Source organism: Kitasatospora sp. CM 4170, assembly GCF_032110285.1.
Taxonomy (GTDB): domain Bacteria; phylum Actinomycetota; class Actinomycetes; order Streptomycetales; family Streptomycetaceae; genus Kitasatospora; species Kitasatospora aburaviensis.
The window spans coordinates 4,916,582-4,939,717 of the sequence record NZ_CP134877.1; the positions used below are offsets into that span (position 1 = coordinate 4,916,582).

24 protein-coding genes are annotated in these 23,136 nt (G+C 73.7%); 14 read left to right on the forward strand and 10 right to left on the reverse strand.

Going from position 1 to position 23,136, the window contains the following annotated elements:
• Nucleotides 1–114 precede the first annotated feature (114 nt).
• Nucleotides 115–909, reverse strand: coding sequence for an ABC transporter permease (locus tag RMN57_RS20885; RefSeq protein WP_313764865.1), 795 nt, complete (start codon nt 907–909; stop codon nt 115–117).
• A complete protein-coding gene (locus RMN57_RS20890) occupies nt 909–1,865 on the reverse strand; it encodes an ABC transporter ATP-binding protein (protein ID WP_313764866.1) in 957 nt (318 codons plus the stop codon). The genes RMN57_RS20885 and RMN57_RS20890 overlap by 1 nt, the downstream gene beginning before the upstream one ends.
• A 272-nt stretch (nt 1,866–2,137) precedes the next feature.
• Here RMN57_RS20890 and RMN57_RS20895 point away from each other — a divergent pair, with 272 nt between their 5' ends.
• The 3 genes from RMN57_RS20895 to RMN57_RS20905 all read left to right on the forward strand — a co-directional run bounded on the left by RMN57_RS20895 (nt 2,138) and on the right by RMN57_RS20905 (nt 4,368).
• A complete protein-coding gene (locus tag RMN57_RS20895; protein WP_313764867.1) occupies nt 2,138–2,998 on the forward strand; it encodes a LysR family transcriptional regulator in 861 nt (286 codons plus the stop codon).
• Nucleotides 2,999–3,066: 68 nt separating this feature from the next.
• A complete protein-coding gene (locus RMN57_RS20900) occupies nt 3,067–3,345 on the forward strand; it encodes a YciI family protein (RefSeq protein WP_313764868.1) in 279 nt (92 codons plus the stop codon).
• A 126-nt stretch (nt 3,346–3,471) separates the two neighbouring features.
• Nucleotides 3,472–4,368 carry an MBL fold metallo-hydrolase gene (locus RMN57_RS20905; RefSeq protein WP_313764869.1) on the forward strand — a complete coding sequence of 299 codons (897 nt, stop codon included), beginning with the start codon at nt 3,472–3,474 and terminating at the stop codon, nt 4,366–4,368.
• Nucleotides 4,369–4,501: 133 nt separating this feature from the next.
• On the opposite strand, the gene RMN57_RS20910 is transcribed toward RMN57_RS20905, so the two are convergent.
• The 3 genes from RMN57_RS20910 to RMN57_RS20920 form a co-directional block, all read right to left on the reverse strand.
• On the reverse strand, nt 4,502–5,212 hold the full coding sequence (locus tag RMN57_RS20910) for a hypothetical protein (RefSeq protein ID WP_313764870.1): 711 nt from the start codon (nt 5,210–5,212) through the stop codon (nt 4,502–4,504).
• Nucleotides 5,213–5,306: 94 nt separating this feature from the next.
• Nucleotides 5,307–6,167 (reverse strand): hypothetical protein, encoded by an 861-nt coding sequence (locus tag RMN57_RS20915; protein ID WP_313764871.1) that lies wholly within the window; start codon nt 6,165–6,167, stop codon nt 5,307–5,309.
• Nucleotides 6,164–6,709 (reverse strand): RNA polymerase sigma factor, encoded by a 546-nt coding sequence (locus RMN57_RS20920; protein WP_313764872.1) that lies wholly within the window; start codon nt 6,707–6,709, stop codon nt 6,164–6,166. The genes RMN57_RS20915 and RMN57_RS20920 overlap by 4 nt, the downstream gene beginning before the upstream one ends.
• 87 nt (nt 6,710–6,796) lie before the next feature.
• Here RMN57_RS20920 and RMN57_RS20925 point away from each other — a divergent pair, with 87 nt between their 5' ends.
• The 8 genes from RMN57_RS20925 (at nt 6,797) to RMN57_RS20960 (ending at nt 15,266) form a co-directional block, all read left to right on the forward strand.
• Nucleotides 6,797–7,720 carry a serine/threonine-protein kinase gene (locus RMN57_RS20925; protein ID WP_313764873.1) on the forward strand — a complete coding sequence of 308 codons (924 nt, stop codon included), beginning with the start codon at nt 6,797–6,799 and terminating at the stop codon, nt 7,718–7,720.
• Nucleotides 7,721–7,804: 84 nt separating this feature from the next.
• Entirely contained in the window at nt 7,805–8,692 is an 888-nt protein-coding gene (locus RMN57_RS20930) for an LLM class flavin-dependent oxidoreductase (protein ID WP_313764874.1), read from the forward strand.
• Between the two features lie 98 nt (nt 8,693–8,790).
• On the forward strand, nt 8,791–9,435 hold the full coding sequence (locus RMN57_RS20935) for a hypothetical protein (RefSeq protein WP_313764875.1): 645 nt from the start codon (nt 8,791–8,793) through the stop codon (nt 9,433–9,435).
• A gap of 277 nt (nt 9,436–9,712) precedes the next feature.
• A complete protein-coding gene (locus RMN57_RS20940; protein ID WP_313764876.1) occupies nt 9,713–10,585 on the forward strand; it encodes a hypothetical protein in 873 nt (290 codons plus the stop codon).
• A 52-nt stretch (nt 10,586–10,637) separates the two neighbouring features.
• The gene (locus tag RMN57_RS20945) at nt 10,638–11,561 is read left to right on the forward strand and encodes a hypothetical protein (RefSeq protein ID WP_313764877.1); all 924 of its coding nucleotides are present in this window, start codon (nt 10,638–10,640) and stop codon (nt 11,559–11,561) included.
• Complete coding sequence (locus RMN57_RS20950; protein ID WP_313764878.1) at nt 11,558–12,421, forward strand: hypothetical protein; 864 nt, start codon at nt 11,558–11,560, stop codon at nt 12,419–12,421. The genes RMN57_RS20945 and RMN57_RS20950 overlap by 4 nt, the downstream gene beginning before the upstream one ends.
• Complete coding sequence (locus RMN57_RS20955) at nt 12,418–13,548, forward strand: hypothetical protein (RefSeq protein ID WP_313764879.1); 1,131 nt, start codon at nt 12,418–12,420, stop codon at nt 13,546–13,548. Before RMN57_RS20950 ends, RMN57_RS20955 begins: the two co-directional genes overlap by 4 nt.
• A gap of 143 nt (nt 13,549–13,691) precedes the next feature.
• Nucleotides 13,692–15,266 carry an IS1182 family transposase gene (locus RMN57_RS20960; protein WP_313767715.1) on the forward strand — a complete coding sequence of 525 codons (1,575 nt, stop codon included), beginning with the start codon at nt 13,692–13,694 and terminating at the stop codon, nt 15,264–15,266.
• A gap of 60 nt (nt 15,267–15,326) precedes the next feature.
• Here the strand turns inward: RMN57_RS20960 and RMN57_RS20965 are convergent, their stop codons facing one another.
• The 5 genes from RMN57_RS20965 to RMN57_RS20985 all read right to left on the reverse strand — a co-directional run bounded on the left by RMN57_RS20965 (nt 15,327) and on the right by RMN57_RS20985 (nt 20,016).
• On the reverse strand, nt 15,327–15,956 hold the full coding sequence (locus RMN57_RS20965; protein WP_313764880.1) for a hypothetical protein: 630 nt from the start codon (nt 15,954–15,956) through the stop codon (nt 15,327–15,329).
• Nucleotides 15,953–16,525 (reverse strand): hypothetical protein, encoded by a 573-nt coding sequence (locus tag RMN57_RS20970; protein WP_313764881.1) that lies wholly within the window; start codon nt 16,523–16,525, stop codon nt 15,953–15,955. Before RMN57_RS20970 ends, RMN57_RS20965 begins: the two co-directional genes overlap by 4 nt.
• A gap of 67 nt (nt 16,526–16,592) precedes the next feature.
• A complete protein-coding gene (locus RMN57_RS20975; RefSeq protein WP_313764882.1) occupies nt 16,593–17,288 on the reverse strand; it encodes a hypothetical protein in 696 nt (231 codons plus the stop codon).
• On the reverse strand, nt 17,285–19,570 hold the full coding sequence (locus RMN57_RS20980; protein WP_313764883.1) for a hypothetical protein: 2,286 nt from the start codon (nt 19,568–19,570) through the stop codon (nt 17,285–17,287). The genes RMN57_RS20975 and RMN57_RS20980 overlap by 4 nt, the downstream gene beginning before the upstream one ends.
• A 14-nt stretch (nt 19,571–19,584) precedes the next feature.
• Nucleotides 19,585–20,016, reverse strand: coding sequence for a hypothetical protein (locus tag RMN57_RS20985; protein WP_313764884.1), 432 nt, complete (start codon nt 20,014–20,016; stop codon nt 19,585–19,587).
• A gap of 190 nt (nt 20,017–20,206) precedes the next feature.
• Here RMN57_RS20985 and RMN57_RS20990 point away from each other — a divergent pair, with 190 nt between their 5' ends.
• From RMN57_RS20990 to RMN57_RS21000, 3 genes are read left to right on the forward strand one after another with little or no spacing between them, the layout of a single operon-like run.
• Nucleotides 20,207–21,199, forward strand: a complete 993-nt coding sequence (locus RMN57_RS20990; protein WP_313764885.1) for an ABC transporter ATP-binding protein — start codon at nt 20,207–20,209, stop codon at nt 21,197–21,199.
• The gene (locus RMN57_RS20995) at nt 21,183–22,085 is read left to right on the forward strand and encodes an ABC transporter permease (protein WP_313764886.1); all 903 of its coding nucleotides are present in this window, start codon (nt 21,183–21,185) and stop codon (nt 22,083–22,085) included. The genes RMN57_RS20990 and RMN57_RS20995 overlap by 17 nt, the downstream gene beginning before the upstream one ends.
• Nucleotides 22,086–22,121: 36 nt before the next feature.
• Nucleotides 22,122–23,039 carry an ABC transporter ATP-binding protein gene (locus RMN57_RS21000; RefSeq protein ID WP_313764887.1) on the forward strand — a complete coding sequence of 306 codons (918 nt, stop codon included), beginning with the start codon at nt 22,122–22,124 and terminating at the stop codon, nt 23,037–23,039.
• Nucleotides 23,040–23,136: the final 97 nt, after the last annotated feature.

The following is a 23,136-nucleotide window of genomic DNA, read 5'->3' on the forward strand; positions in this document are numbered from 1 at the left end:
AGTGGTGGTGGTGCGGTCCGGGTGGTGGTGCGGTGCCCGGCGGCGGGTGCCGGCCGTCCGGGGTGGGCCGGCACCCGCCGGGCTCCTGGCGGCCGGGTCCGACCGGCGGCCGGGCTACTGGCGGCCGGTGCTCTTGGCGAACCGGCGGATCGCCATGAACGAGAAGCCGGCGAACCAGGCGACGATGTTGAAGACGGCGCCCGCCAGGCTGGAGTGCTCGCCGCTGAACGAGTAGCCGTCGGTGAGCGAGTAGCGGGCGAGGGTCGCGACCCCGTACATCGGGGTGAACCGCGAGATCTCCAGCATGGTCCCGCTGAGCGGGATGAACAGGTTGCCCAGGAAGGCGAGCGCGGTCATGGTCAGGCCGGGCATGTGCATCACGACGTCGGGCTTGAGCGCCAGACCCATCGCGATGCCGAGCGCGGCGAACACCGCCGCCCCGAGCCAGGCCACCAGCAGCGACGTCACCCAGACGCCGGCGTCGGCCTCGGCGCCGGTGAGGGTGCCGAGCACACCGACGATGGCCACCGGGACGCCGGCCATCAGGACCGAGCAGACCACCTTGACGAGCAGGTACCCGGGCGGGGTGAGCGGGCTCAGCGCGATCGTGCGCATCCAGCCCGACGCGCGCTCGACCGAGATGGTCGCGGCGGAGCTGGTGGCGGCCGTCGCGGCGCCGTACACCGCCAGGCCGATCATCATCCAGGCGGCGAAGTTCCCGTGCGGGAGCGTCGCGCCGTTCGGGCTGGTGCGGAACAGGGCGAGGTACAGCACCGCCGGCAGCAGGACGGTGAAGATCGTGGTCTGGCGGTTGAACCGCCGGCGGAGCTCGTAGCGGATGAAGGTGGGGTTCACCCCGCTGAACGCGGAGGTGCCGGGGCGGGCGCCCGACGCGGTGAGGGAGGCCATCAGATCCCCTTCTGGACGGTGCGGCCGTTGGTGGTGATGGCCACGAAGGCCTCTTCGAGACTGCGGGGGGCCACTTCGATCCCGGTGGCCGACGTCTCGTTGACCAGCACGCGCAGCAGGGAGTCCGAGTCGGTGCAGTTGAAGTAGTGGCGCTCGCCGCGGACGGTGCTGGAGCGGACGCCGGCCGCCCGGGCCACCAACTCCGCCTCGTACAGGCCGAGCACCGCGGAGACCGTGCGCCCGCTGATCGCGGCGCGGATCGACGAGGCCGAACCGTCGGCCACCACCGAGCCCTTGTCGATCATCACCACGCGGTCGGCGAACTGGTCCGCCTCCTCCATGTAGTGCGTGGCGAACATGACCGTCATACCGCGCCCGGCGTCCTCGCGGACGGCCGCCCAGAACTCCCGGCGGGCCGACACGTCCATCCCGGCGGTCGGCTCGTCCAGGACCAGGAACTCGGGGTCCGACAGCAGTGCGAGGGCGAACCGGAGCCGCTGCTGCTCACCGCCCGAACAGGCGGAGACCCGGCGGTCGCGCAGCTCGGCGACGCCGGCCCGGTGCATGCACTGCTCGGCGTCGGCGGCGGGGTGGAGCGAGGCCAGCATGTGGACCGTCGCGCCCACGGTCAGGTCCGGGAGCAGGCCCCCCGACTGCAGGACCGCAGCCACCCGTCCGTCGCGCACCGCCTGCTGCGGCGGCAGACCGAACAGCTCGACCGTTCCCGAGTCGGGCCGGGTCAGCCCCAGCAGCATGTCGATGGTGGTCGACTTGCCGGCGCCGTTGGGTCCGAGGAACGCCACGATCTCGCCGCGCCGGATCCGCAGATCCAGGCCGTTCACGGCGGTGAACTCCTCGCCCTTCGCGCTGGTGAAGCGCTTGACGACCGTGCTGAGCACAGCGGCATCGGGGGACGTCGCCCCCCTCGACGCCGGGCGGGTCTGGTAATCGATCATCTTTCCGAGTCCTCACGATTCGGCGGAGCTCGCCTTGGTGAGAACCACTCTCCCGGCCCCGCCTATCCGTTCGAACCGGCGCCGCTACCACCCGCCTATCCGGCCCCTATCCGCCCCGCCCACCCCCACCCGCACCCGCTCCCACCTGCAGTGACAGCGGCCCGGACAGCCGGAACGCAGGGTCGCGGGTGCTTCGGGAGCAGCCCTGCTCATGGCGTCCGTCGGCCGGGAGGCAGGGCGGCTTGGGATGATGGTGGGCGGGGAGGTGGCCCATGGAGCTGCGGCAGCTCAGGTACTTCTGCGCCGTTGCCGAGGAGGAGAACCTCGGGCGGGCGGCGCAGCGGCTCGGCTTGAGGTCCCCGTCGTTGAGCCAGCAGATCCGCTCGCTGGAAGCGGAGTTCGGCGTGCCCCTGTTCGCGCGCTCTCCGGCCGGGATGACGCTCACGGCTGCGGGCGCGGCACTGCTGCCCGAGGCGCGGGCGACGCTGGCGGCGGCGGAACGCGGCATGCGCGCGGTGGCGGCGGCGGCCTCGGCCGCGCGGGTGTGGACGGTCGGGGTACCGCCGGGCGTGCCGCCCGAACTGCCGCGACGGTTCCGCACGGTCGCCCGGGAGGCCGGCGTGGCGCTGGTGTTCGAGGACGCGGGCTCCGCCGAGCAGCTCGTGCGTCTGCGTCGCCGGGAACTGGACTGCTGCGTGCTGACGCTTCCGGTCGACGCGGACGGGCTCGAGTCGGTGGTGATCCACGACGAACCGCTGGGCGTGCTGCTGTGCCCCAAGCATCCGCTGGCCGCGTGCGACGCGGTCGACTGGGCCGATCTGGAAGGGCAGGAACTGCTCTGGTTCCGCCGGGAGCTGGCCCCGGGCTACCACGATGCCGTACTGGCCGCCTGTCACGCCGCCGGATGGCGGCCCGCCGTGCGTGCCGTGGCTCCGCGCCGTGCGCTGCTGCTGGCCGAGTTGATCTCCGGCGACCAGGTGGTCGCGCTGCGGCCCCGACCCGTCGTGGCGGAACCGGGACTGACGTGGCGCCCGCTTGCGCAGGACCCGCCCCGGCTGCGCCTGGCGCTCGCCTGGACGAGTGACGTGGCCCACTCGGGGCTGCGCGCGATCGCCCGCATGCTGGCGTGTTAGGCAGCGGCTCAGCCGCGTGAGGCTCCGCCTCGTGGACGGCCCACGGCGAACAGGCGTTACCTGCAGGCATGTTCGTTCTGCTGCTGACCTACCAGGACGGGGTCCTGGACCGGCTCGACGCACTGCTGCCGGAGCACTACGAGTACGTCGACCGGAACATCGCCGCCGGTGTCTTCCTCCTGACGGGGCGCCGGGTGCCGAGGACCGGAGGCGTGATCCTGGCCCGGGCCGACAGCCGGGAGACGATCGAGAAGGTCATCGCCGAGGACCCGTTCCTCCGCACCGGCGCCGTCACCTACGACGTGATCGAGTTCGAGCCGACGCGCTCCGCGCTCCAGGGCCTGTAGGCCCCGGCCCCGTCCGGCGGACCGCTCAAGGCGCGGTCCCCCCGCTCTCGCCCGAACCCGAGCCCGAGTCCAAGCCCGAGCCCGAGCCCAAGTCCAAGCCCAAGCCCAAGGATGTGGAGTACCACCATGGTTCTGCCCGCACCCCGTGCGAAGACCGCCATCGGCGCCACGACGGTCACCTACCTGCCGGACGGCCACGGATGGCTCGATCCGGCCGCGTTCTTCCCGGACAGCCTCCCGGGTGGCTGGGCCACCCACGCCGAGTTCCTCGACGGCGACGGCCGGTTCCCGGTCAGCATCGGCTCGTTCCTGATCCGCACCGGGGAGCGGGTCATCCTGGTCGACCTCGGTCTGGGCGCCGTCGACTTCGCGGTTCCCGGGATCGCGGAGTTCAAGGGCGGCCGGCTGCTGGAGTCCCTCGCCGGAGAGGGGCTCACACCGCAGGACGTCGACACCGTCGTCTACACCCACCTCCACCACGACCACGTGGGGTGGACCAGCAATGTCGCGCCGGCACCCGACTGTCCCGCCGACGCACGGCTCACCGGCCTCACGTTCGCCGGGGCCCGGCACCTCGTGTGCGAGGCCGAGTGGCGGTACTGGGCGGGCAAGGGCGCGTTCCCCGGCCCGGACGCCGCTGCGGTGCAGGTCCCGCTCGCCGACCGGATCGCCTTCGTCGCCGACGGGGACGAAATCGCTCCCGGCGTGCGCGCCCTGGCCACGCCCGGGCACACCCCCGGCCACACCAGCCTGGTCGTCACCGACCCCGGCGGCGAGAGCGACCGGCGGCTGATCATCCTCGGCGATGTGATGCATTGCCAGGTCCAGGTCGCCGAGAGCCACTGGGCCTTCGTCTTCGACGTCGATCCCGAGCAGGGCGTACGCACCCGCGAACAGCTGCTCAAGGACCTGGAGGACGGGAACACCCTGCTGGCCGGTGGTCACTTCGCCGGGAACGTCTTCGGCCGGGTGCTACCGCCGGCGGCCGTTCGCGTCTGGTCCTCACACGGCGACGGTGCCTGAGGCCCACCGGCCGGACGGCGCGACACCGGCCGCGAGCTCCGCCCCGCGGCCCGGCGTACGGTGCGGGGTGCCGCCTCCGCGCTCGTGTCCGGGGCCGGCTCCGCCCGGTGGGGCGGGCGGAGCCGGGCGGCGTTCAGGAGGAAAGGCGCTTCAGCGCTGCGGTGGCGATGCCTTCGACGTAGGTCGGGGCGCTGGTGGGCTGGCCGGTGAGCTCGACCACGGCGACCCGGGTGCCGCTGCGCAGGACCGCGACCCCGCCGCTGACGGCGCCGTCGCCGTTGTAGGCCGGGTACCAGCGGGCGGTGCCGCCGGCGACGGTCAGGGTGTGGGCCGCGCCGTAGTGCCAGTGGCCGGCGGGCTCGTCCTGGCAGCCCTCGACGAGCCCGACGAGCTGCTTCTCCCAGGTGTCGGCCGCGGCCTTGGTGGGGGCGCTCGCGGCCGACTCGGTCAGCATGCCGTGGGTGTCGAGGCTCCAGTTCACGGACGCGTACGCGGTGGCCTTGTCCTTGGTCAGGTCGCGCATCGTCTCCTCGCCGGAGCACGCGGACAGCGCCTGGCGTCCGGTCAGCGCAACGGTCGCGCCGACCGGGTTCAGGCCCTGCTGGAAGTCCTCGCTCTGGACGAGGCCGGCGGAGCCGACTCGGGGCGCGGCCGCAGCCGGCTGGGCGGCGGTCACCGGCTGGGCGGCGACCGGGGTGCGGCCGGCGGCGTTGTGCGCGGCCCCGTCGGCGGTGGCCGACTGGGTGCCGACGACGCTGACCGTGATCAGTGCGGCGGCGAAGCAGGCCGCGGCGGCGAGCCGGTTGCGGCGGACGGACTTCTGCTGGACGGCGTTCTCGGTCATCTGGTCCCCCTGCTGGTCGGGACGCCTGCTGCGTCCTCGTACAACCGGGGAGATGCCGCCGGTGGAGCGAAAGTTGGAGCCCTGACCCGCTGTTTCACAGCTGTGACAGAGCGGCCCTGACGACGCGGTCCATCGCGGCCGTTCCCAGGCAGGCATCGACCTCCAGCACCCCGTAATGGGTGCCGCTGCGCAGCACGGCGATGCCGCCGCAGGGCTCCTTGCCCTCGGGCGCTGTGCCGGTGGTGTTGAGGGATCCCTGGTAGGTGCCCATCCAGCTCGCGGTGACGTCCGGGGCGAGCTGCACCGTCGTGGTCCTGCCGTAGACCCAGTGCCCCGGCACCGCCTCCTGGCAGGGCACCTCCTCCAGCAGCAGGCGCTCGGCGAAGTTCTGCGCCCGGGAAGGGCTCGGGGTCTCGGCGGCGACCTCGCGGGCGACCTGGCCGTCGCGCTCGGCGGACACCGTGGGGTCGTCGGGGCTGGTGCGGGAGCTGGTCGTCAGTCCGCGGAAGTGGGCGCCCCGCCCGCCCAGGGTCTGGGTGAGGGTCTTCTCGCCGGTGCAGGCCGCGTTGGCGTAAGCCCCGTCGCCGTACCGGTCGGTGACGTGGATCTTCCCGGTGCCGAACTCCGGGCCGAACGCCGCGGGTCCCAGGAGGTTCGCGGTCGTCACCGGCCCGGTCGCACCGGTCGGCGAGGCGGAGGCGGAGGCGGAGGCGGAGGACGAGGACGAAGGAGTCGGGCCGGACCCGCCGGGCGTCGCGGCAGCGGACGCGCCCTGGGACGCCCCGCCGACCGCGGCACCCGACCGCGCTGCCGGGTGCGCGGTGGCGCCGGGGGGCGGTGGCAGGACGAACCGGCCGGTCGCCAGCCCGAGCACGGCGGCTGCCACCAGGGCGGCGACGACGGACCGGCGCCGGACGACGACGCGGCCGCCGCCCGCCGCGGGACCGCCGCTCACAGACCGGTGACCAGGCGCTCGCGCATGAAGCGGCGGGCCTGGTGGATGCGGTCCTTGACCGTGCCCAACGGGGCGTCCAGCTCCTCGGCCACCTGGACGTAGGTCAGGTCGCCCAGGTCGCGCAGCACGAAGGACTCCACCAGGGTGGGGTGCTGCTGTTCCAGCGCGGCCAGCGCCTCCATCAGGTCGAGCCGGGTCCCGGCGATGACGCTGGTGGTGCGCGGGTCGACGGACTCGGGGAGGTCGGCGTGGCTGTCCTCGGCGCGCCGGCGCATCGAGCGGTAGGTGGACCGGGCGGCGTTCGAGGCGATCACCGTCACCCAGCCCAGGAACGAGCCGCGGCCGCCGTACCCGCCCAGGTGCGTGCTGATGGACAGCAGCGCGTCCTGTGCGGCCTCCTCCGCGTCGGCGTGGTGGGGCAGGAAGCGCGAGCAGCGGCGCAGCACCACCGGCCGCAGCTTGGCCAGCAGGTACTCCATCGACCCCGGGTCACCTGCCTGAGCAGCCGCCACGAGCCGTTCCAGCTCGCCTTCCTCGAACACCCGGATCCCCCCGTTTCGTCCCGCCCGGAACCCCACTCGTCGGAGGGGAGTTCCGCACTCCCCCCGACTCCGGCAGAATGCTGCCACATGCGCAAGCTCGGCCGTTACCTCCTCATGGAGCGGCTCGGAGCCGGCTCCTTCGCGACGGTCTGGAAGGCCTACGATCCGGAGCTCGACACCGAGGTCGCGGTGAAGGTGCTGGCCGAGAACTGGGCCGTCAACGCCGATGTGCGCGAGCGGTTCCTGGCGGAGGCGAGGCTGCTGCGCCGGATCGCCAGCCCGCGCGTGGTCCGGGTGCACGACGTCGGGGTGCAGGAGGACCGGCCCTACTTCGTCATGGACTACGTACGCGGCGGCACCCTGGCGGACCGGGTCGGGCAGTGCGACCCGCAGGAGGCGCTGCGGCTGGCCGCGGAGGCGGGCTACGCGGTCCAGGTCCTGCACGAGGCGGGCGTGGTGCACCGCGACGTCAAGCCGTCCAACCTGCTGCTCGCCACCGACGCCGCGCCCGCCGCGGTGCTGGTGGCGGATCTGGGCAGCGCGAAGCAACTGGCCGACGCGTCCGGGCTGACGGTGACCACCGGCACGCCCGCGTACATGGCGCCGGAACAGGCCTTCCAGACCGGCGGGTTCGACGGGAGGGCCGACGTGTACGCGCTGGCCGTCGTGGCCTACGAACTGCTGACCGGGCAGAAGCCGTTCGGCCCGGGCGGGCGCGCCACGGCCCTGATGACCGACCAGCCGGCCGCCTGGACGCTGCCGGCGCTCCCGGCCGGAACGGAGCTCCCGGCGAACGTCGTCCTGCTGCTGCGGGCCGCGATGTCCGTCGATCCGGCGGACCGGCCGTCGACCGCCCAGGCCTTCGCGGACGCGCTGCTGGCTCCGGTCCCGCAGTCCCGGCCCCCGGGGCCCGTCCCGGGAGGCCCCGGGTGGCTGACCCCGCGCGCGGTCTGTCTGGCGGCGGCCACGGTGTTCGCGGCGACGACCCTGCTCACCTGGCTGCAGCGTTGAATCCGACGGGGGGCCGCTCCGCACCGTAGTGCCTCGTCAGGTCGGAGGGCGCCGGCCGCCGACGGCTACCGTAGGGTCGCGGGTATGCGACTGAGCACGGTGATCCTCCCCATCCACCGGTGGAGCGAGGGGCAGAAGATCTGGCGACGGGCCGAGGACCTCGGCTTCCACGCCGCGTACACCTACGACCACCTGTCCTGGCGGTCGTTCCGGGACGCGCCGTGGTTCGGGGCGGTCCCGACGCTGACGGCGGCGGCCGCGGCGACCGAGCGGATCCGGCTGGGCACCCTGGTGACCTCGCCGAACTTCCGGCACCCGGTGACGCTCGCGAAGGAGCTGGTCTCCGTCGACGACGTGTCCGGCGGGCGGCTGACTGTGGGGATCGGGGCCGGGGGGACGGGCTTCGACGCGACGGCGATGGGCCAGGAGGCGTGGTCGCCCAGGGAGCGGGCGGACCGGTTCGGGGAGTTCCTGCCGCTGCTGGACAAGCTGCTGCGCCAGGACGCGACCACCGAGACCGGCACCTACTACTCGGCCGTCGAGGCGCGGAACATCCCCGGCTGCGTGCAGACGCCCCGGGTGCCGTTCTACGTGGCGGCGACCGGTCCGCGCGGGCTGAAGCTGGCCGCCGAGTACGGGCAGGGCTGGGTGACGTACGGCGACCCTCGCGGGCCGGCCGACGTGCCGGTGGAGCAGGCGCCCTCGGTGGTCAAGAGCCAGATCGAGAAGCTGACGGCCGCCTGCGAGGCGACCGGCCGGGACGTGGCGACGCTGGAGAAGGTGCTGCTCCAGGGCTCGACCGCGGAGAAGCCGCTGGCGTCGCTGGACGCCTTCGTCGACTGGGCCGGCACGTACCGGGAGCTGGGCGTCACCGAGCTGGTGATCCACTGGCCGGTGCCGGACTCGATCTTCGCCAACGACCTCGCCGTCTTCGAGCGGATCGCCACCGAGGGCCTGGCGCAGCTGGGCTGAGCGGTGGCCGGGCCCGGGAGGGGTGTCGGCGGCAGACGCTAGTCTGTCCGCCGCACCTCACCATCTGATCATGCGTCACCAACGGGGGTTCCTTCGTCATGCCCGCTTTCCGGAGAATGCTCGGCGCCGGACTGGCCGCCACCGCCGCGCTGGCCGCGCTGACCGCCTGCGGTCCCGACAACTCCTCGGACCAGGCCGGGGGCGGCGGCGCCGACAAGCCCGCGGCCACGACCCCGGCCACGGCCGCGCCGACCGGTGCCGCCCCGACCGGTGCCGCGCCGACGGGCAAGCCGGGCGCGACCGGCACGGCCAAGCCCGGTGGCGCTGCCAAGCCCAGCGGCACGGGCAAGCCCTCGGCCGGCGCGAGCGACGAGCCCGAGGGCTTCTGCGACGCCGCGCCGCTGCCCGCCGGGCAGAAGTGGATCTACCCGGTGAAGGGGACCAGCACCACCACGCTGGTCTACAAGGACACCAAGACCGCGTGCGGCGTCAACGACGTGGTCTTCGAGCCGACCGGCGCCGACAAGACCGCGCCGTTCGCGCCCACCGTCAAGGGTCACCTCAACTCCGTGATGGTCCCGTCGAAGGACGTCAACCTCGCCGACCTGGTGAAGCACATCAGCGAGTGCCTCGCCGACCCGACCAGCAGCAAGGGCTTCTACCCCTGCTCGGGCGGGGACTACAAGGTCGCGATCGACTCCGCCGGCAAGGTCGTCGAGCTGACCGAGCGCGCCCACTCCTGATCCGCCGAGGGGCGGGTCGGCGGACGGTGCCGATCCGCCCATTGCGGTTCGATCACGGCGTGTCCGATTAGTTGATCATTGTGGCGGAGTGCGGTGATTGATTTTATTGGCAGTGGTGTGGACCGGCTCTCATAATTCCAGCTGAGACGCGTGACGGTCGGCCCGAAGAGCCACGGGGGGTGGCCCGCGAGGGGCCCGCGCGCGACATTCCACATGCCTCCGGGGGAGTTCCTTGTCCGCGCCCGAAAACGTTCCGCCTGCCGCCGATCCGGCGACGGTGGGGGCGTCAGCAACCCAGGCTGTTCCGGCCGTTCCCGCCGAGCCGGCCGTGCTGCCCATTGCCGCCGAACCGGCCGCGACGCTCGTTTCCGCCGAGCCGGCCGCGCCGGCGCGCGGGCTGCCGCGTGCGGTCGGTGTCGCGCTCGCCACCGTGGGCCTGCTCGCCGTCACCGCGACCAGCGCCGTCGTCACGGTGGCCGTCGGCAAGCCGGATCCCCGGCCCGCCGCGGTCACCGCACCCGCCGCCGCGCCGACCACCGCCACGTCGAGCCCGAGCGCGTCCGCCCCGCCCTCCCCGGCGGCGCCGAGCACCGCGCCGACCACGGCCCCGCCCGCCCCCGAGCCGAAGCCGACGAGCACGGTCAAGGGCACCGTCAAGGGCGGCAAGCACGAGGGCGACCTGCGCTACTTCCTGCTCCCGATCCCGGACGGCGGCGAGTCGTACGGGCCGGTCGACGGCATGACGATGGACGACGAAGCGGTGGCCGACATCTTCGGCAACCAGGACGGCATCATGCGGATCCTCGGCAGCTACGGCTACAAGGACGCCGCGACCCGGACGTACCGCACCGCCGACGGCAAGGCCGAGGTCACCGTCACCCTGATGCGGTTCGCCACGACCGGCGGGGCGAGCGACTTCGCCAAGAACCACACCATGAAGCTGGACCCGATCGACATCGACGGGGACCCCGCGGCGCACGGCTACCTGGACAAGCCCAAGCAGCAGGCCTACACCGGCTCGATGGCCGGCATCTCCAGCCAGGGCGACGTGCAGTACACGATCGACGTCGACGTGAAGGGCGCCCCGGACAAGGCCCTGCTGAGCGAACTGATGAAGCGCCAGCGCGAGTGGCTGTCCAACGGCGGCTGAGCCCACCGCCGTCCCGTCCCACGTCACCCTTCCCGCCTCCTGGAGCCACTCCGTGACCACCGAATCCGTGGAGCCGTCGGCCGCCGACGCGCCCACGCAGGCCGCGCCCGTCGCGCCGCCCGAGCCCGTGGAGCCGGCCGCACCGGCCGCACCGGGTGCGCCGTCCTCGCCCGCCGCGGCCGCGCCCGCCGAGACGCCCGCCGCAGCCGCCTTCCCGCCGGCTGAAGCCCCCGCCTTCCCGCCCGCCGAGCCGTCCGGGTTCCCGCCGGCCGCCGCCCCGCTGCCCGTGGGCCGGCCCCGCCGGCCGCGGCCGGTGCTGCTGCTGGTCTCCGGCCTGCTGCTCGGGGCCGTGGTCGGCGGTGCCGTCGGCTACGCGATCCAGGCCGGCCGCCCGCCGACGCCGCTGCCGCCGATCCAGGTCGCCCTGCCGTCGTACCCGGCCGCCGCGGTGGACCCGGGTGCGGCCGCGGCGGCGGCGCCGAAGCCGCTCGCCATCGACGGCGACCTGCGGAAGCTGCTGATGTCGGCCCCGGCCGGTGCCACCCCGTGGGCCGACTACCCGGACACCCCGACCTGGATCACCGTCGGCGAACTCGCCGAGCGCAGCGGCCGGTCGGCGGAGGTCTTCAAGACCCTGAACGCCAAGGAGTTCCGGCGGGCCGTCGAGGTCGACTGGAAGCAGGACGGGCTGAAGGTCCGGGTCTCGCTGATCCAGTTCTCGGCGGACCGCGCCGCCGAGGCGAAGTCCCGGGCCACCGGCTACAACCTCAAGCCGTTCGCGGACGACGCCAACGGCGGCTACCACGTCGACTCCGAGGCCTCGTACTGGGCCGAGACCACCGAGAAGTACTACCTCGGGACGGCGCACGCCCAGCGCGGCACCGTGGTGATGGAGATCAAGGTCTTCGGCACGGAGTCGGTGAACCCCGATGTCGTGAAGGGCATCGCCAAGCAGCAGTGGGAGCGGCTGGTATGACCGACAGCACCGTGACCGGGGCGGCCTCGCCGGAGCCGACCCCGGCCCCCGAGCCGTTCGCCGCACCCGCACTCGCGCCCGCACCCGCACCCGCGCCCGCGCCCGTCGCCGCCCCGGCCGTCTCCGGCCGCCGGCTCCTCCGGGTCACCGGCGCGGTCGTCGCGGCCGCCCTGGTCGGCGTGGTGATCGGCATCGGCGTCATCAAGACCCGGTACGACGACCCCGCACCCGCCGCGGTCGTCGCCGCGCCGACGGCCGCGCTGGCGCCGACCGCCAGTGCGACCCCCTTCGGCGCCAAGTCCAACGGCAACCACTTCGGCTCGCTGCGCGACCTGCTGCTGCCCGTGCCGGCCGGCTACGCGCTCGGGCCGGACGAGGGCGGCTACGGCAACGACGTCGAGCTGGGCGCCGACCTGCTCTCCGCCGAGCTGGACGACGGGCTCCAGCAGATCCCCAAGGACAAGCGGGACAAGCTCCGCCAGTACTGGGAGGGCCTGCACGTCAAGGCCACCGGCGTGCGCACCTACAAGGCCAAGGGCGACGACCTGGTCATCGGGATGAAGCTGCGCCAGTTCAACCAGCAGGAGGTGCAGAAGCAGAACGAGTACACGGCCGTCTTCACCGGCGACACCGGCCTCTTCCGCATCGGCCCGACGATCCCCGGGCACCCCGAGGCGCACTGCTACCTGATGCCGGCTCCGCCGTCCGCGCCGATCGACTACCTGGAGTGCTCGGCGGCCGAGGGCGACCTCCTCGTGATCATGAACGCCGAGGGCGTGGCGCCGCTGCCCAAGGACAGGATCGTCGCCCTCTTCACCCAGCAGCTCGACCGCCTCGCCAGCCCGGGAGCGTCCGCATGACCGACCACGCCACCCCGCACGACGCCGCGGCGGCCCCGGCCGACGCGACGCCGGCCGCGACCGCCGCCGAGGCGCCGGCCACCCCGGCCCCGGCGGCGCCGTTCGCGCCGCCGACCGCCGCGGCCCCGGCCCCCGGCGCCCCGGTGGCGCCCGAGCACAACCCCTGGGGCGCCCCGGACGCCACGGCGCTGCCGCCGCTGGCCCCGCAGCCGAGCCCCGAGGAGCTGGCGGCCCGCCGCACCCGACGGCGCCGGGCGGCGGTGCGCTGGAGCGCGGCCGTCCTGGTGTTCGCCCTGGCCGGTACGGGCGCCGCGCTGGGCGTCACCGCACCGGAGCGCACCGACCTGCCGGGCCTGGCCACCAAGAACGACGGCCGCTACACCTTCCCGGCGCCGGTCCTGCCGCCGCTGCCGTCCGGCAAGGCGGCGCCGCGCGACAGCAAGAGCCGGCACGCCGCCGACCTGCGGTTCCTGCTCCTGCCCGCGCCCAAGGAGGCGGGCGGTTCGCTCGCCCCCGTGGTCTTCCCGTCGCCGACCGCCACGGCGTCCGCGGCGGGCCCGAGCGCCTCCGGCGCCGCCTCGGCGAGCCCGTCGGGGACGCCGTCCGCGACCGCGTCGGCGAGCCCGAGCGGCGGCCCGGCCGGCTCCCCGTCCGCCTCCGGCGCCGCGACGACGGCCCCGGCTGCGGCGTGGGTGCCCTGCGACGCCATCGCCGACGAGCAGAAGGAGGCCGCCAAGCTGCGCATCCTGCTGCTGCAGGACGCCTGCCGCACGGCCACCGTCCGCGAGTGGACCGCGGCCGACGGCACCCGCACCCAGATCCGGCTGCTCGGCTTCGGCTCCTCCAGCGAGGCCTGGGACGTCTTCGCCGACCTGCGCGCCAACGCCGATCCGAAGGACGTCCCGGGGCTGCGGGTCGGCTCCGCCCAGGGCTGGGACACCGTCTCCGGTGTCGACCTCTCCATCCACGAGACCCCGGCCGGCAGCGCACCGGCCGGTCCCACCGGCCGGTTGGCCTACCTGTCGGCCGGTGACGTCCTCGGTGTCGTCACGATGACCAACCCCAAGGGCGTTCCCACGGCCGCCTTCCGCCAGGTCGTCACCCTCCAGTCCGACCTGCTGGCCTGACGCCGGCTCCGGGCGGGCCGCCGCGCCGTACGACGCGGCGGCCCGCCCGGCGAGGTCCGAAGAAGCGGCCCTAGAAGTCTGATGAAGATGTTGGGTTCTGGCCCCACCGTCCGTGTGGTGGGGCCAGACTCGTCTCTGTGGCGATGGGGGAATGGGCCGGGGAGCTGGTCGGGCCGGATGTGTGGGAGACCTGCCGGGAGTTGATCCCGGCGGGGAGTGTCTTCGCGTTCCTGGCCGAGCACCGGGAGGCGCTGTTCCCGGGTTCGATGTTCGCGGACATGTACCCGTCTCGGAACGGACGGCCGAGCATGCCGCCGCAGGTCCTGGCGGCGACCGTGGTCCTGCAGAGCCTGCACGGGTTGTCGGACTTCGAGACGGTCCAACAGCTGCGGTGTGACCTGCGGTGGAAGGCCGCGTGCGGGCTCGGCCTGTACGACACCGCGTTCGACCCGTCGCTGCTGGCCTACTTCCGCCGCCGGCTGCAGCGCTCGCCGGATCCGAACCGGTTGTTCACCAGGGTCAGGCAGGTAGTGGCGGCGACCGGCGTCCTCAAGGGCAGGCAGCGGCGGGCGCTGGACTCCACCGTGCTGGACGACGCGGTGGCCACCCAGGACACCGTCACCCAGCTGATCGCCGCGATCCGCCGGGTGATCCGGGACGTCCCCGACGCCGGGCGGACCGCCGCCACCTGGTGCACCGCCCACGATTACACCGACCCGGGCAAGCCCCGCATCGCCTGGAACGACGAGCGGGCCCGCGCCGACCTGGTCGACGCCCTGGTCACCGATGCCCTCAACCTGCTCGGCCGCCTGCCCGAACGCCAGCTGGACGAGAAGGCCGCCAACGCGGTCGGGCTGCTGGCCCTGGTCGCCGGTCAGGACGTGGAGGTCGCCGACGGCTCCGACGGTCGCGACGGCCGTTGGCGGATCGCCCGTGGCACCGCTCACGACCGCATCGTGTCCACCGTCGACCCCGAGGCCCGGCACATCCACAAGACCCGCACCCGCCACCAGGAGGGCTTCCGCGCCCACGCCGCGTTCGAGCCCGAGACCGGCCTGCTCACCGAAGTCGAGCTCACCGCCGGCACCGGAGCGCAGAACCACGAGGCCGCCGTCGCCCAGGACCTGCTCGCCGACGAGAGCGAGACGCTGACCATCCTCGGCGACACCGCCTACGGCACCGGCGACCTGCGCGAAGCCCTCGAAACCGACGGCCACACCCCGGTCGTCAAGCCACCGCCGCAGCGGCCCGCCGTCCCCGGCGGCTTCACCAGTGACGACTTCCACGTCGACACCCGGGCCGCCACCGTCACCTGCCCGGCCGGCCACACCAAGGCCCTCGGCCGCCCTGACGCGGCCGGCGCCCGCACCGCCCAGTTCAAGAAGCTCTGCACCCACTGCCCCCTGCGCGAGCGGTGCACCCGTTCCAAGACCGGCCGCGCCCTCCAGGTCCACGCCCACTACGACCGTTTGAAAGCCGCCCGCGACCAAGCCTCCGACCCCACCTGGCAGGCCGAATACCGCCGCTGGCGGCCACCGGTGGAACGCGCCATCGCATGGCTCACCGCCCGGGGCAACCGCCGCGTCCCCTACCGAGGCGTCCTGAAGAACAACACCTGGCTCCACAACCGCGCCGCCGCCCTCAACCTCCGCCGCCTCATCAACCTCGGACTCACCCGCACCGGCCACACCTGGACCATCGCCCCCGCAACCACATAGCGCTGGAGGGGCTGTCCCAGACAGGACAACCCCTCCAACAGCAAGATCTTCATCAGGCTTCTAGGCGAACCGCACCGGCGTGCTCGGCCAGTCGACCGGCCCGGTGCAGCCCAGGACCTGCTCCGCCGCCTGCCGGGCGAGCACCACGGCGAGGTCGGCCATCTCCTGCTCGCCGGGCCCCTCCACAGGGTGCCCGTTGCGCGGTCCGGCCTTCGCGGTGGCCACGAAGTACGCGGGGCGCTCCGCCCCGTCCCCCGGCGCCCTGACCGTGCAGTCGAAACGGACGGCGGCCGCGCGCCGGTCGGACCCGCCGGTCTCGAACCGCCGCGCCCCCGCCGGGAGGGCCCGCGCGAGGGCGTTGGCGCGCTCCTCGGCCGAGCGGGACGCCTCGACCTCGAAGGAGAGCGCGCGCTCCCCCGGCCCGGCGGCGAAGCATCGCAGCCGGGGCGGCCTGCCGTCCTCGGCCGGCCAGTAGTCGGTCTCCACCGTCACCGTGCGGACCGGGCCGAGCAGCCGGCCGACCCGCTCGTCCGCCAGGGCGCCCCGGCACTCGCCGTGGGTCAGCGCCGCAGAGGGGGGTCGGTCCGCGGCCTCCAGGTACGCGTGCCAGCCGGCCAGGCCACCGCCGAGCAGGGCGAGGACGCCCGCGGCGACGCCGGCCCGCCGGACCGTGGTCGGGGACGCCTTCACGCGCACACCGCCTTCAGGTAGCGGTCGAACAGGTCCCGGGCGATGGATTCGTAGTCCGCCCGGTCGGCGTCCGGCCGTCCGGTCCGCGCGGCCTCACCGGGGGAGACCTCCAGCACCACGTGCCGGACGGGCAGGGCCGCCCCGGGGCAGTACTCGGCCGCCGCGGCGCCGGTGGGCCAGGAGGCCGAGCGCGAGCCGGTGCCGAAGGTGTGCAGCGCGGACGCCGGGACGCCGCCGTCCGGGAGGGCGTCGATCGTGCCCTCCTTCGGGGTGGCCGTCACGGTGAGCGCCGACCGGCCGTCGACCCGGATCGAGCAGCCCTTCGGCCGGCCGTCGGCGCGCACCCAGCGGAAGGCGCGCTCCTCGGTGTCCTGCGCGCCGTCCGGCAGCAGCCGTCCGAGCGGCGTCCCGGCTCCGGTGGGCAGGTCGCAGAGGGCCGCCGCCCGGCCGGCCGGCTCGGCCGGCCGGTGCTCGTGCCGGTCCACGTACCCGAGCACGCCGGTGCCGACTACGGCGAGACCGAGGGCGGCGAGCAGCAGGCGGCTCCGCGGCCGCGGGGCGACGGTCACGTCCGCCCCGGTGCGGGCCGGCGGGTCACCCCGCGGCTCCGGCCCGGAGCCCCGTCGCCCCGGCCGGTCAACCGGCGGTCCCGGACGGGCTCGCGGCGGCGGAGGCCGCGGTGAGCACCGGGTCGCCGGCGGGCCAGGCCACCGGGGCCGTGCAGCCGAGCACGCCCTGGGCCGCCCGCCGGGCGCTGTCGGTGGCGAGCCCGGCCCAGGCCTGGGCGGTCCACTTCGCGGCGGGCGTCCTCGGCGCCTCGCCCGAGGTCCAGGACGGCGCGGCCTGGACGGTGAAGTAGAGCGGCTTGCCGGACTTCGCGAACGGGCCGTCGCACCGGAAGGTCAGCCGGGCGCCCCAGCGGGTGACGCTGCTGCGGTCGCCGAAGCCGAGCGCGGACACCGGCTCGCCGGCCGGCGGGGCCGGGGCCTGCAGGCCGCCGTCCGGGGTCTCGCTACCGGTGAGCCGCACGCCGATCCCGAAGCCCTGCTTGACCTCGGCCGTGCAGTCCAGCAGCTGCAGCCCGGCCTGCTTGGCCGCGTCGAGCTGCTTGTCGAGCCGGTACGTCGGCGCGGTGTCGTCCAGCACCGCGCCGGCGCGGTCGGTGCCGACCACCCCCTCGCAGGCCGCGCTCCCGCCGCCGGCGGCCTGGCCGCCGGCCTTCCCGGTCGCCCCGCCGGCCCCGGCGGAGCCGTCGCTGCCGCACCCGGCCAGGCCGAGCACCGCGGCCAGCGCGACGCCGGCCACCGCGGCACGGGTTCCCGCCCCGGTCATCCGGAGACCTTCCCGTTGGAGCTCTGGCTGCCGCCGGAGCCGTCGGTGTACCCGTCCAGCGCCCGGTCGCCGGCGCTGTCCGCCAGCCGCCGGATGTCCTCCGGGCTCAGCTTGGTGCCGTTGGCGGCGTCGATGACGGCCTGCTTGGCGCCGAGCGCGGCGCCCTCCCGGCCCTCGGCGACGAAGTCGCGGCCCTCCTGGCGGCCGTCCTCGGTGGTGTCGCGCTGGTTGGCCTCGACCACGCTGTCGGTGATCTCCTCGACCAGGAAGTTGGCCACCTCGCCCGCGACCGGGACCTTCTCGGTGACGGCGCCGATGGTGGTGGTGAAAGCCGTCTTGGCGTAGCCGGCGTTCTTCTCCAGCGCCTCGTTGTACTCCTTGTCGGAGGTGGCGTGCTCCTGGTGGACCTCGTTGATCCGGGCCTCGTTGAGGATGCCGCTGATGACGCCGCCGGCCCGCGAGGTGGAGTCGATGTCCGCCTCCAGCCGGGAGAAGTCGACCCCGTTCTCGATGTGGCCGCGGACCAGCGCGGTGGAGTAGGCCTGGTTGGCGTTGGCCACGGCGCCGTAGGCGTCCGGGTCGCGGCCGAGCGCGTCCAGCAGGCCGCGGACCGGGGACTCCTTGAGGTTGGCCGCGGCGCCGTTGACCGGAAGGTCGTCCTTGTGCGGGGAGAGGGCGCGCTGGACGTCGCCGATGTAGTCGGCGCTCATGTGCCCGAGGCTGTCCCGGAGCGGGGCGAACTTGGCGTCCTCGCCCTTGAGGTCGTCGAGCACGCCGCCGTTGCCGTGGGTGCCGAAGGTCTGGACGACCTTGTTCATGACGTCGGCCTGGTCGGCGGTGTGCTTGGGCGGCGTGCCCGAGTGGTCGTCGTAGGGCCGCCCGGTGGTGGCCGCCTCCAGCGCGTGGCCGAGCGCGTCGGGGCCGCTCTTCATGCCGGTCTGGCGCAGCTCGTTCTTCTGCGACACGGTGTCCGGCGTGTACTCCTTGTCGTGCGTGAAGTAGTTCAGGTAGTCCGCCGGCTTGACCTTGCCGTTCGGGTTGACGGTGCCGTCGGTGTTGTACGCGGTCGGCGCGTCGTGGAAGAACTTGGTGGCGGCCTCGGGGCTGTGGCCCAGCGCCTCCAGCACGGCCGTGGTCGGCTCGAATCCCGAACCGCCCTCCGCGCCCAGCAGGTTGTAGCCGCGCCGGTCGCTGCGCGGGCCGTACACCGGGGCCGGCCAGTACTTCTCGTCGGTGTCGAGCTGGGTGATGTGCTCGGCGATCGGGTTGAGGAAGTGCGGGTCGTAGTTGCCGGTGCGCAGGATGCCGGAGAGCACCTGGTAGCCGTAGGGCGCGTAGTCCAGGCCGCTCTGTCGGTACGGCTTGTCCCAGAGCGGCTCGGCGCCGGCCTTGCGCAGGTCGGCGGCCCACTGGTCGGGCAGGTGCGGCACGTTGCTGGGACGGGTGGCCGTGGCCAGGTTGAGGCCGAGGTTCTTCTGCAGCTCCTGGTACTGCTTCCACCGGGCGTCGCTGGCGCCGTTGAACTGCTGCTCCTCGCCGACCATGCTGTTCCAGGCCTGCAGCGTCCCCTTCGGGCCGAGGTCCTGGTAGAAGCGGGTGGAGAACAGCGGGTCGTTCTGGTTGGCGGCCAACAGCGAGTTCAGCTCGGTGAGTTCGGCGTCGGTGATCTTGCCGCCCTTGCCCGCGAGCTGGGCCGCGCGGATCCCGTCCGCGTCCGACCCGGCACCGACCGCCTTGGCGTTGAAGGACTTCAGGTTGTCGGTGGTGGTGTCCGAGCGCATCGCCCAGGCGGCGCGCTCGTCGGCCGCGGTGGCCTCCTGGACGGCCGCGTCGATCGCCTTGCGGGCCGCCTCGGCCTTGCCCCGGTACTCGGCCTGGTAGGCCTGGTTGGCCTCCGGGTCGTGCCGGGTGGCGTTGTCGGCCGGCGGCCAGGAGACGGTGCCGTCGGAGGTGACGGTGAGTCCGCCGGACCGGGCGTCGGCCACCGCCTTGTCGAGCTTGCCCTTGGCGCTCTGGAAGTCGTTGCCGGCGTCCCTGAGGACGGAGGCGATCGCGGTCGCCTGGGTGACGGCCGCGGTGAGCTGCTCGTTGACGCGCTGCAGCTTGGGCCGGGCCGCGTCGGCCGAGGGGCCGGTCCAGTTGGCGGAGTTGACCTTGCCGATCACCTCGCCGTCCCAGTCCCGGTCCATCGCCTGGAGCTTCTTGACCACGTCGTCCCAGGCGGTGGCGGCGGTGCCCAGGACGTCCAGCTTGGCGGTGCTCAGTTCGTGGAAGTCGACCATGTCGTCCGTCCCCCTCAGGCCTTCATGTCGTGCTTGACCGCGGTCTCGTTGTTCCGGTAGTTCGCCGCGGTCTGCCGCAGCGCCTGGGTGATCTCGCCGATCGTGGTGTTCAGCGCGGCGATCTGCTGGTCCCAGGTGGAGCGGGTGTCGCCGGCGGCCTTGCCGGTGCTCCAGTTGGACAGCGAGGTGGCGACCGTGGAGGTCTCGTCGTCGGCCGCGAGGCCCTCTCCGCCCACCCGGCCGTGGATCTGGTCGGACGCGTTGGCGGCGCCGTCCAGGGCGGCGTGGTCGACCGTGACGGTCCCGCCGCCGTCGCCCGGCGCGTTGGAGGAGTTCAGCCTGGTGCGGGCGGTCTCCTGGGCCTGGGCCTTGGCGGTCAGGTTCCCCGAGGCGTCGTACGCCCAGGGGTTCATCATCCGGTCGAACTCGGTCGCGCGGTCGGTCATGCCTCTTCGCTCCTCCCCCGTCCGGGCGTGTGCCCGGCAGGCCCCCGTCAAGAATCCGACAAGAGTACAAGGGGAGATCGTTTCTGCCGACCCCTAGGGGGCTGCTGGTCCGGTGTCATACCGCAGCACCAGGACGGCTCGTCATTCGAGCTCATGGCCCGCACGGAACGCGCACACTACGTTGGTCGACGTGTCCACTGTCATCAAGACGGACGGCCTCACCAAGAGGTTCCCCCGGGTCACCGCCCTCGACCGGCTCACCGTTGAGGTGCGGCCCGGGGTGGTCGGCCTGGTCGGTGCGAACGGCGCGGGCAAGTCCACACTCATCAAGATCCTGCTGGGGCTGGCCCCGGCCACCTCGGGCAGCGGGCAGGTCCTCGGTCTGGACGTCGCCACCGAGGGGTCGCGGATCCGCGAGCAGGTCGGCTACATGCCCGAGCACGACTGTCTGCCGCCGGACGTCTCGGCGACCGAGTTCGTGGTCCACATGGCCCGGATGTCCGGGCTGCCGGCGGCCGCCGCCCGCGAGCGGACCGCCGACACGCTGCGGCACGTCGGGCTCTACGAGGAGCGGTACCGGCCGATGGGCGGGTACTCGACCGGCATGAAGCAGCGGGTGAAGCTGGCCCAGGCGCTGGTGCACGATCCCAAGCTGGTGCTGCTGGACGAGCCCACCAACGGGCTGGACCCGGCCGGCCGGGACGACATGCTGGCGCTGATCCGCCGGGTGTACACCGACTTCGGGATCTCGGTGCTGGTCACCACCCACCTGCTCGGCGAGCTGGAGCGGACCTGCGACCACCTGGTGGTGATCGACGGCGGCCGGCTGCTGCGCTCCTCCTCCACCGCCTCCTTCACCGGGGCGACCGCCACCCTGGCCGTCGAGGTGACGGACTTCCCCGACGGCCGGGGTGACGGCCACGCCCCCGACGCGAGCACCGCCGTGCGCGAGCGGCTGGCCGCGGTGGGCCTGACGGTGGAGAGCGACGGCCCGCGGCTGCTGCTCGTCCGGCTGGCCGGCGACGGGACGTACGACGCCATCCGCGACGCGGTCGCGGACCTCGGCCTCGGGCTGGTCCGGCTGGAGCAGCGCCGCCACCGGGTCGCCGAACTCTTCACCGACACCGGGGCGGGCAGCACCGGCACACCGCAGGGAGGTACCGCAGATGCCGCCGTCTCCTGAGACCGGATCGGCCGACACCGGCGTCATCCACGACATCGGCTACCGCGGCTACGCCGGCCCCCGGCTCGGCCGGTCGTACGCCACCCGCTCGCTCTTCGTGCAGAGCCTGCGCGCCGCGTACGGGCTCGGGCGCTCCGCGAAGTCCAAGGTGCTGCCGATGCTGGTGCTCGGCGCGGTCACCGCGCCCGCCGCGCTGCTGGTGGCGATCGCGATCGTCCAGCAGGCCGACGACCTGCCGACGGACTACCCGAACTACCTCGCCAACCTCGACCTGGTGGTCTCGATCTTCCTCGCCGCGCAGGCGCCCGTCCTGCTCTCCCGGGACCTCCGCCACCAGACCGTCCCGCTCTACTTCTCCCGCCCGATCACCCGGGCCGACTACGTGCGGGCCAAGTTCGCCGCCATGGTCTGCGCCCAGCTGCTGCTGATGACCGCACCGCTGCTGGTGCTCTACGCCGGTGCGCTGCTCGGCGGGATGAGCTTCGGTCACCAGACCGCGCACTTCCTGTACGGGCTGGTCACCGCCGTGCTCTACGCCCTGGTGCCGACCTCGGTCGCGCTGGTGATCGCCGCGGCCACGCCGCGCCGGGGCTTCGGGGTGGCCGCGATCATGGGCTGGCTCGCGGTCAGCACGGCGGTCGTGGGGATCGTCGTCGGCATCGCCAGCGGCCCCAAGTCGACCGTCCCGGACTCCGCCCAGTGGGTGGCGCTGCTGTCGCCCAACGCACTGGTGGAGAGCCTGTCCAACCAGGTGTTCGACGTCGGCTCCGCCGTCGTCCGGCTGCACGCGCCCGGCGCGTTCGGCGCGGTCGTCTTCGCCGCCACCGCGGCCGCGATGGTGGCCGGCTCCTACGCGCTGCTGCTGCGCCGCTACCGCGGCATCTGACCACCACCGACCCACCGCAGGATCTGAGAGGGCGTCATGGCCACCATCACCATCGACAAGGTCTCCCGCTGGTTCGGGAACGTGGTCGCCGTCAACGACGTCAGCATGGCGATCGGGCCGGGCGTCACCGGCCTGCTGGGGCCGAACGGGGCGGGGAAGTCCACCCTCATCCACATGATGAGCGGCTTCCTCGCGCCCTCGACCGGCGCGGTCACCCTGGACGGCGCGCCGATCTGGCGCAACCAGGAGGTGTACCGGCAGATCGGCATGGTCCCCGAGCGGGAGTCGATGTACGACTACCTGACCGGCTGGGAGTTCGTGCTCGCCAACGCCGAACTGCACGGCCTCGCCGACCCAGGCGCCGCGGCCCGGCGGGCGCTGGCCCTGGTCGAGATGGAGTACGCCCAGGAGCGGCGGACCGGCACCTACTCCAAGGGCATGAAGCAGCGGGTCAAGATGGCCTCCGCGCTGGTCCACGACCCGGCGGTGCTGCTGCTCGACGAGCCGTTCAACGGCATGGACCCGCGCCAGCGGCTGCAGCTGATGGAGCTGCTGCGCCGGTTCGGCGCCGACGGCCGGACGGTGCTCTTCTCCTCGCACATCCTGGAGGAGGTCGAGCAGCTGGCCCGGCACATCGAGGTCGTGGTGGCCGGCCGGCACGCCGCCTCGGGGGACTTCCGCCGGATCCGCCGGCTGATGACCGACCGGCCGCACCGCTACCTGGTCCGCTCCAGCGACGACCGCAGGCTGGCGGCGGCGCTGATCGCCGACCCGTCGACGGCCGGCATCGCGCTGGACCGGCAGGAGCAGGGGCTGAGCATCCAGGCGGTCGACTTCCAGGGCTTCACCACCCTGCTGCCGAAGGTCGCCCGGGAGGCCGGCATCCGGCTGTTCACCGTCGCACCGGCGGACGAGTCGCTGGAGAGCGTCTTCTCCTACCTCGTCTCCGCCTAGGTCCTGTCCGGCCGATCTTGCCGGGCGCACGAACCGGACCACCCCGCAGCCGGCACCCGGCACGAGCACCCGGCACCCAAGCACCCAGTAGCCACAG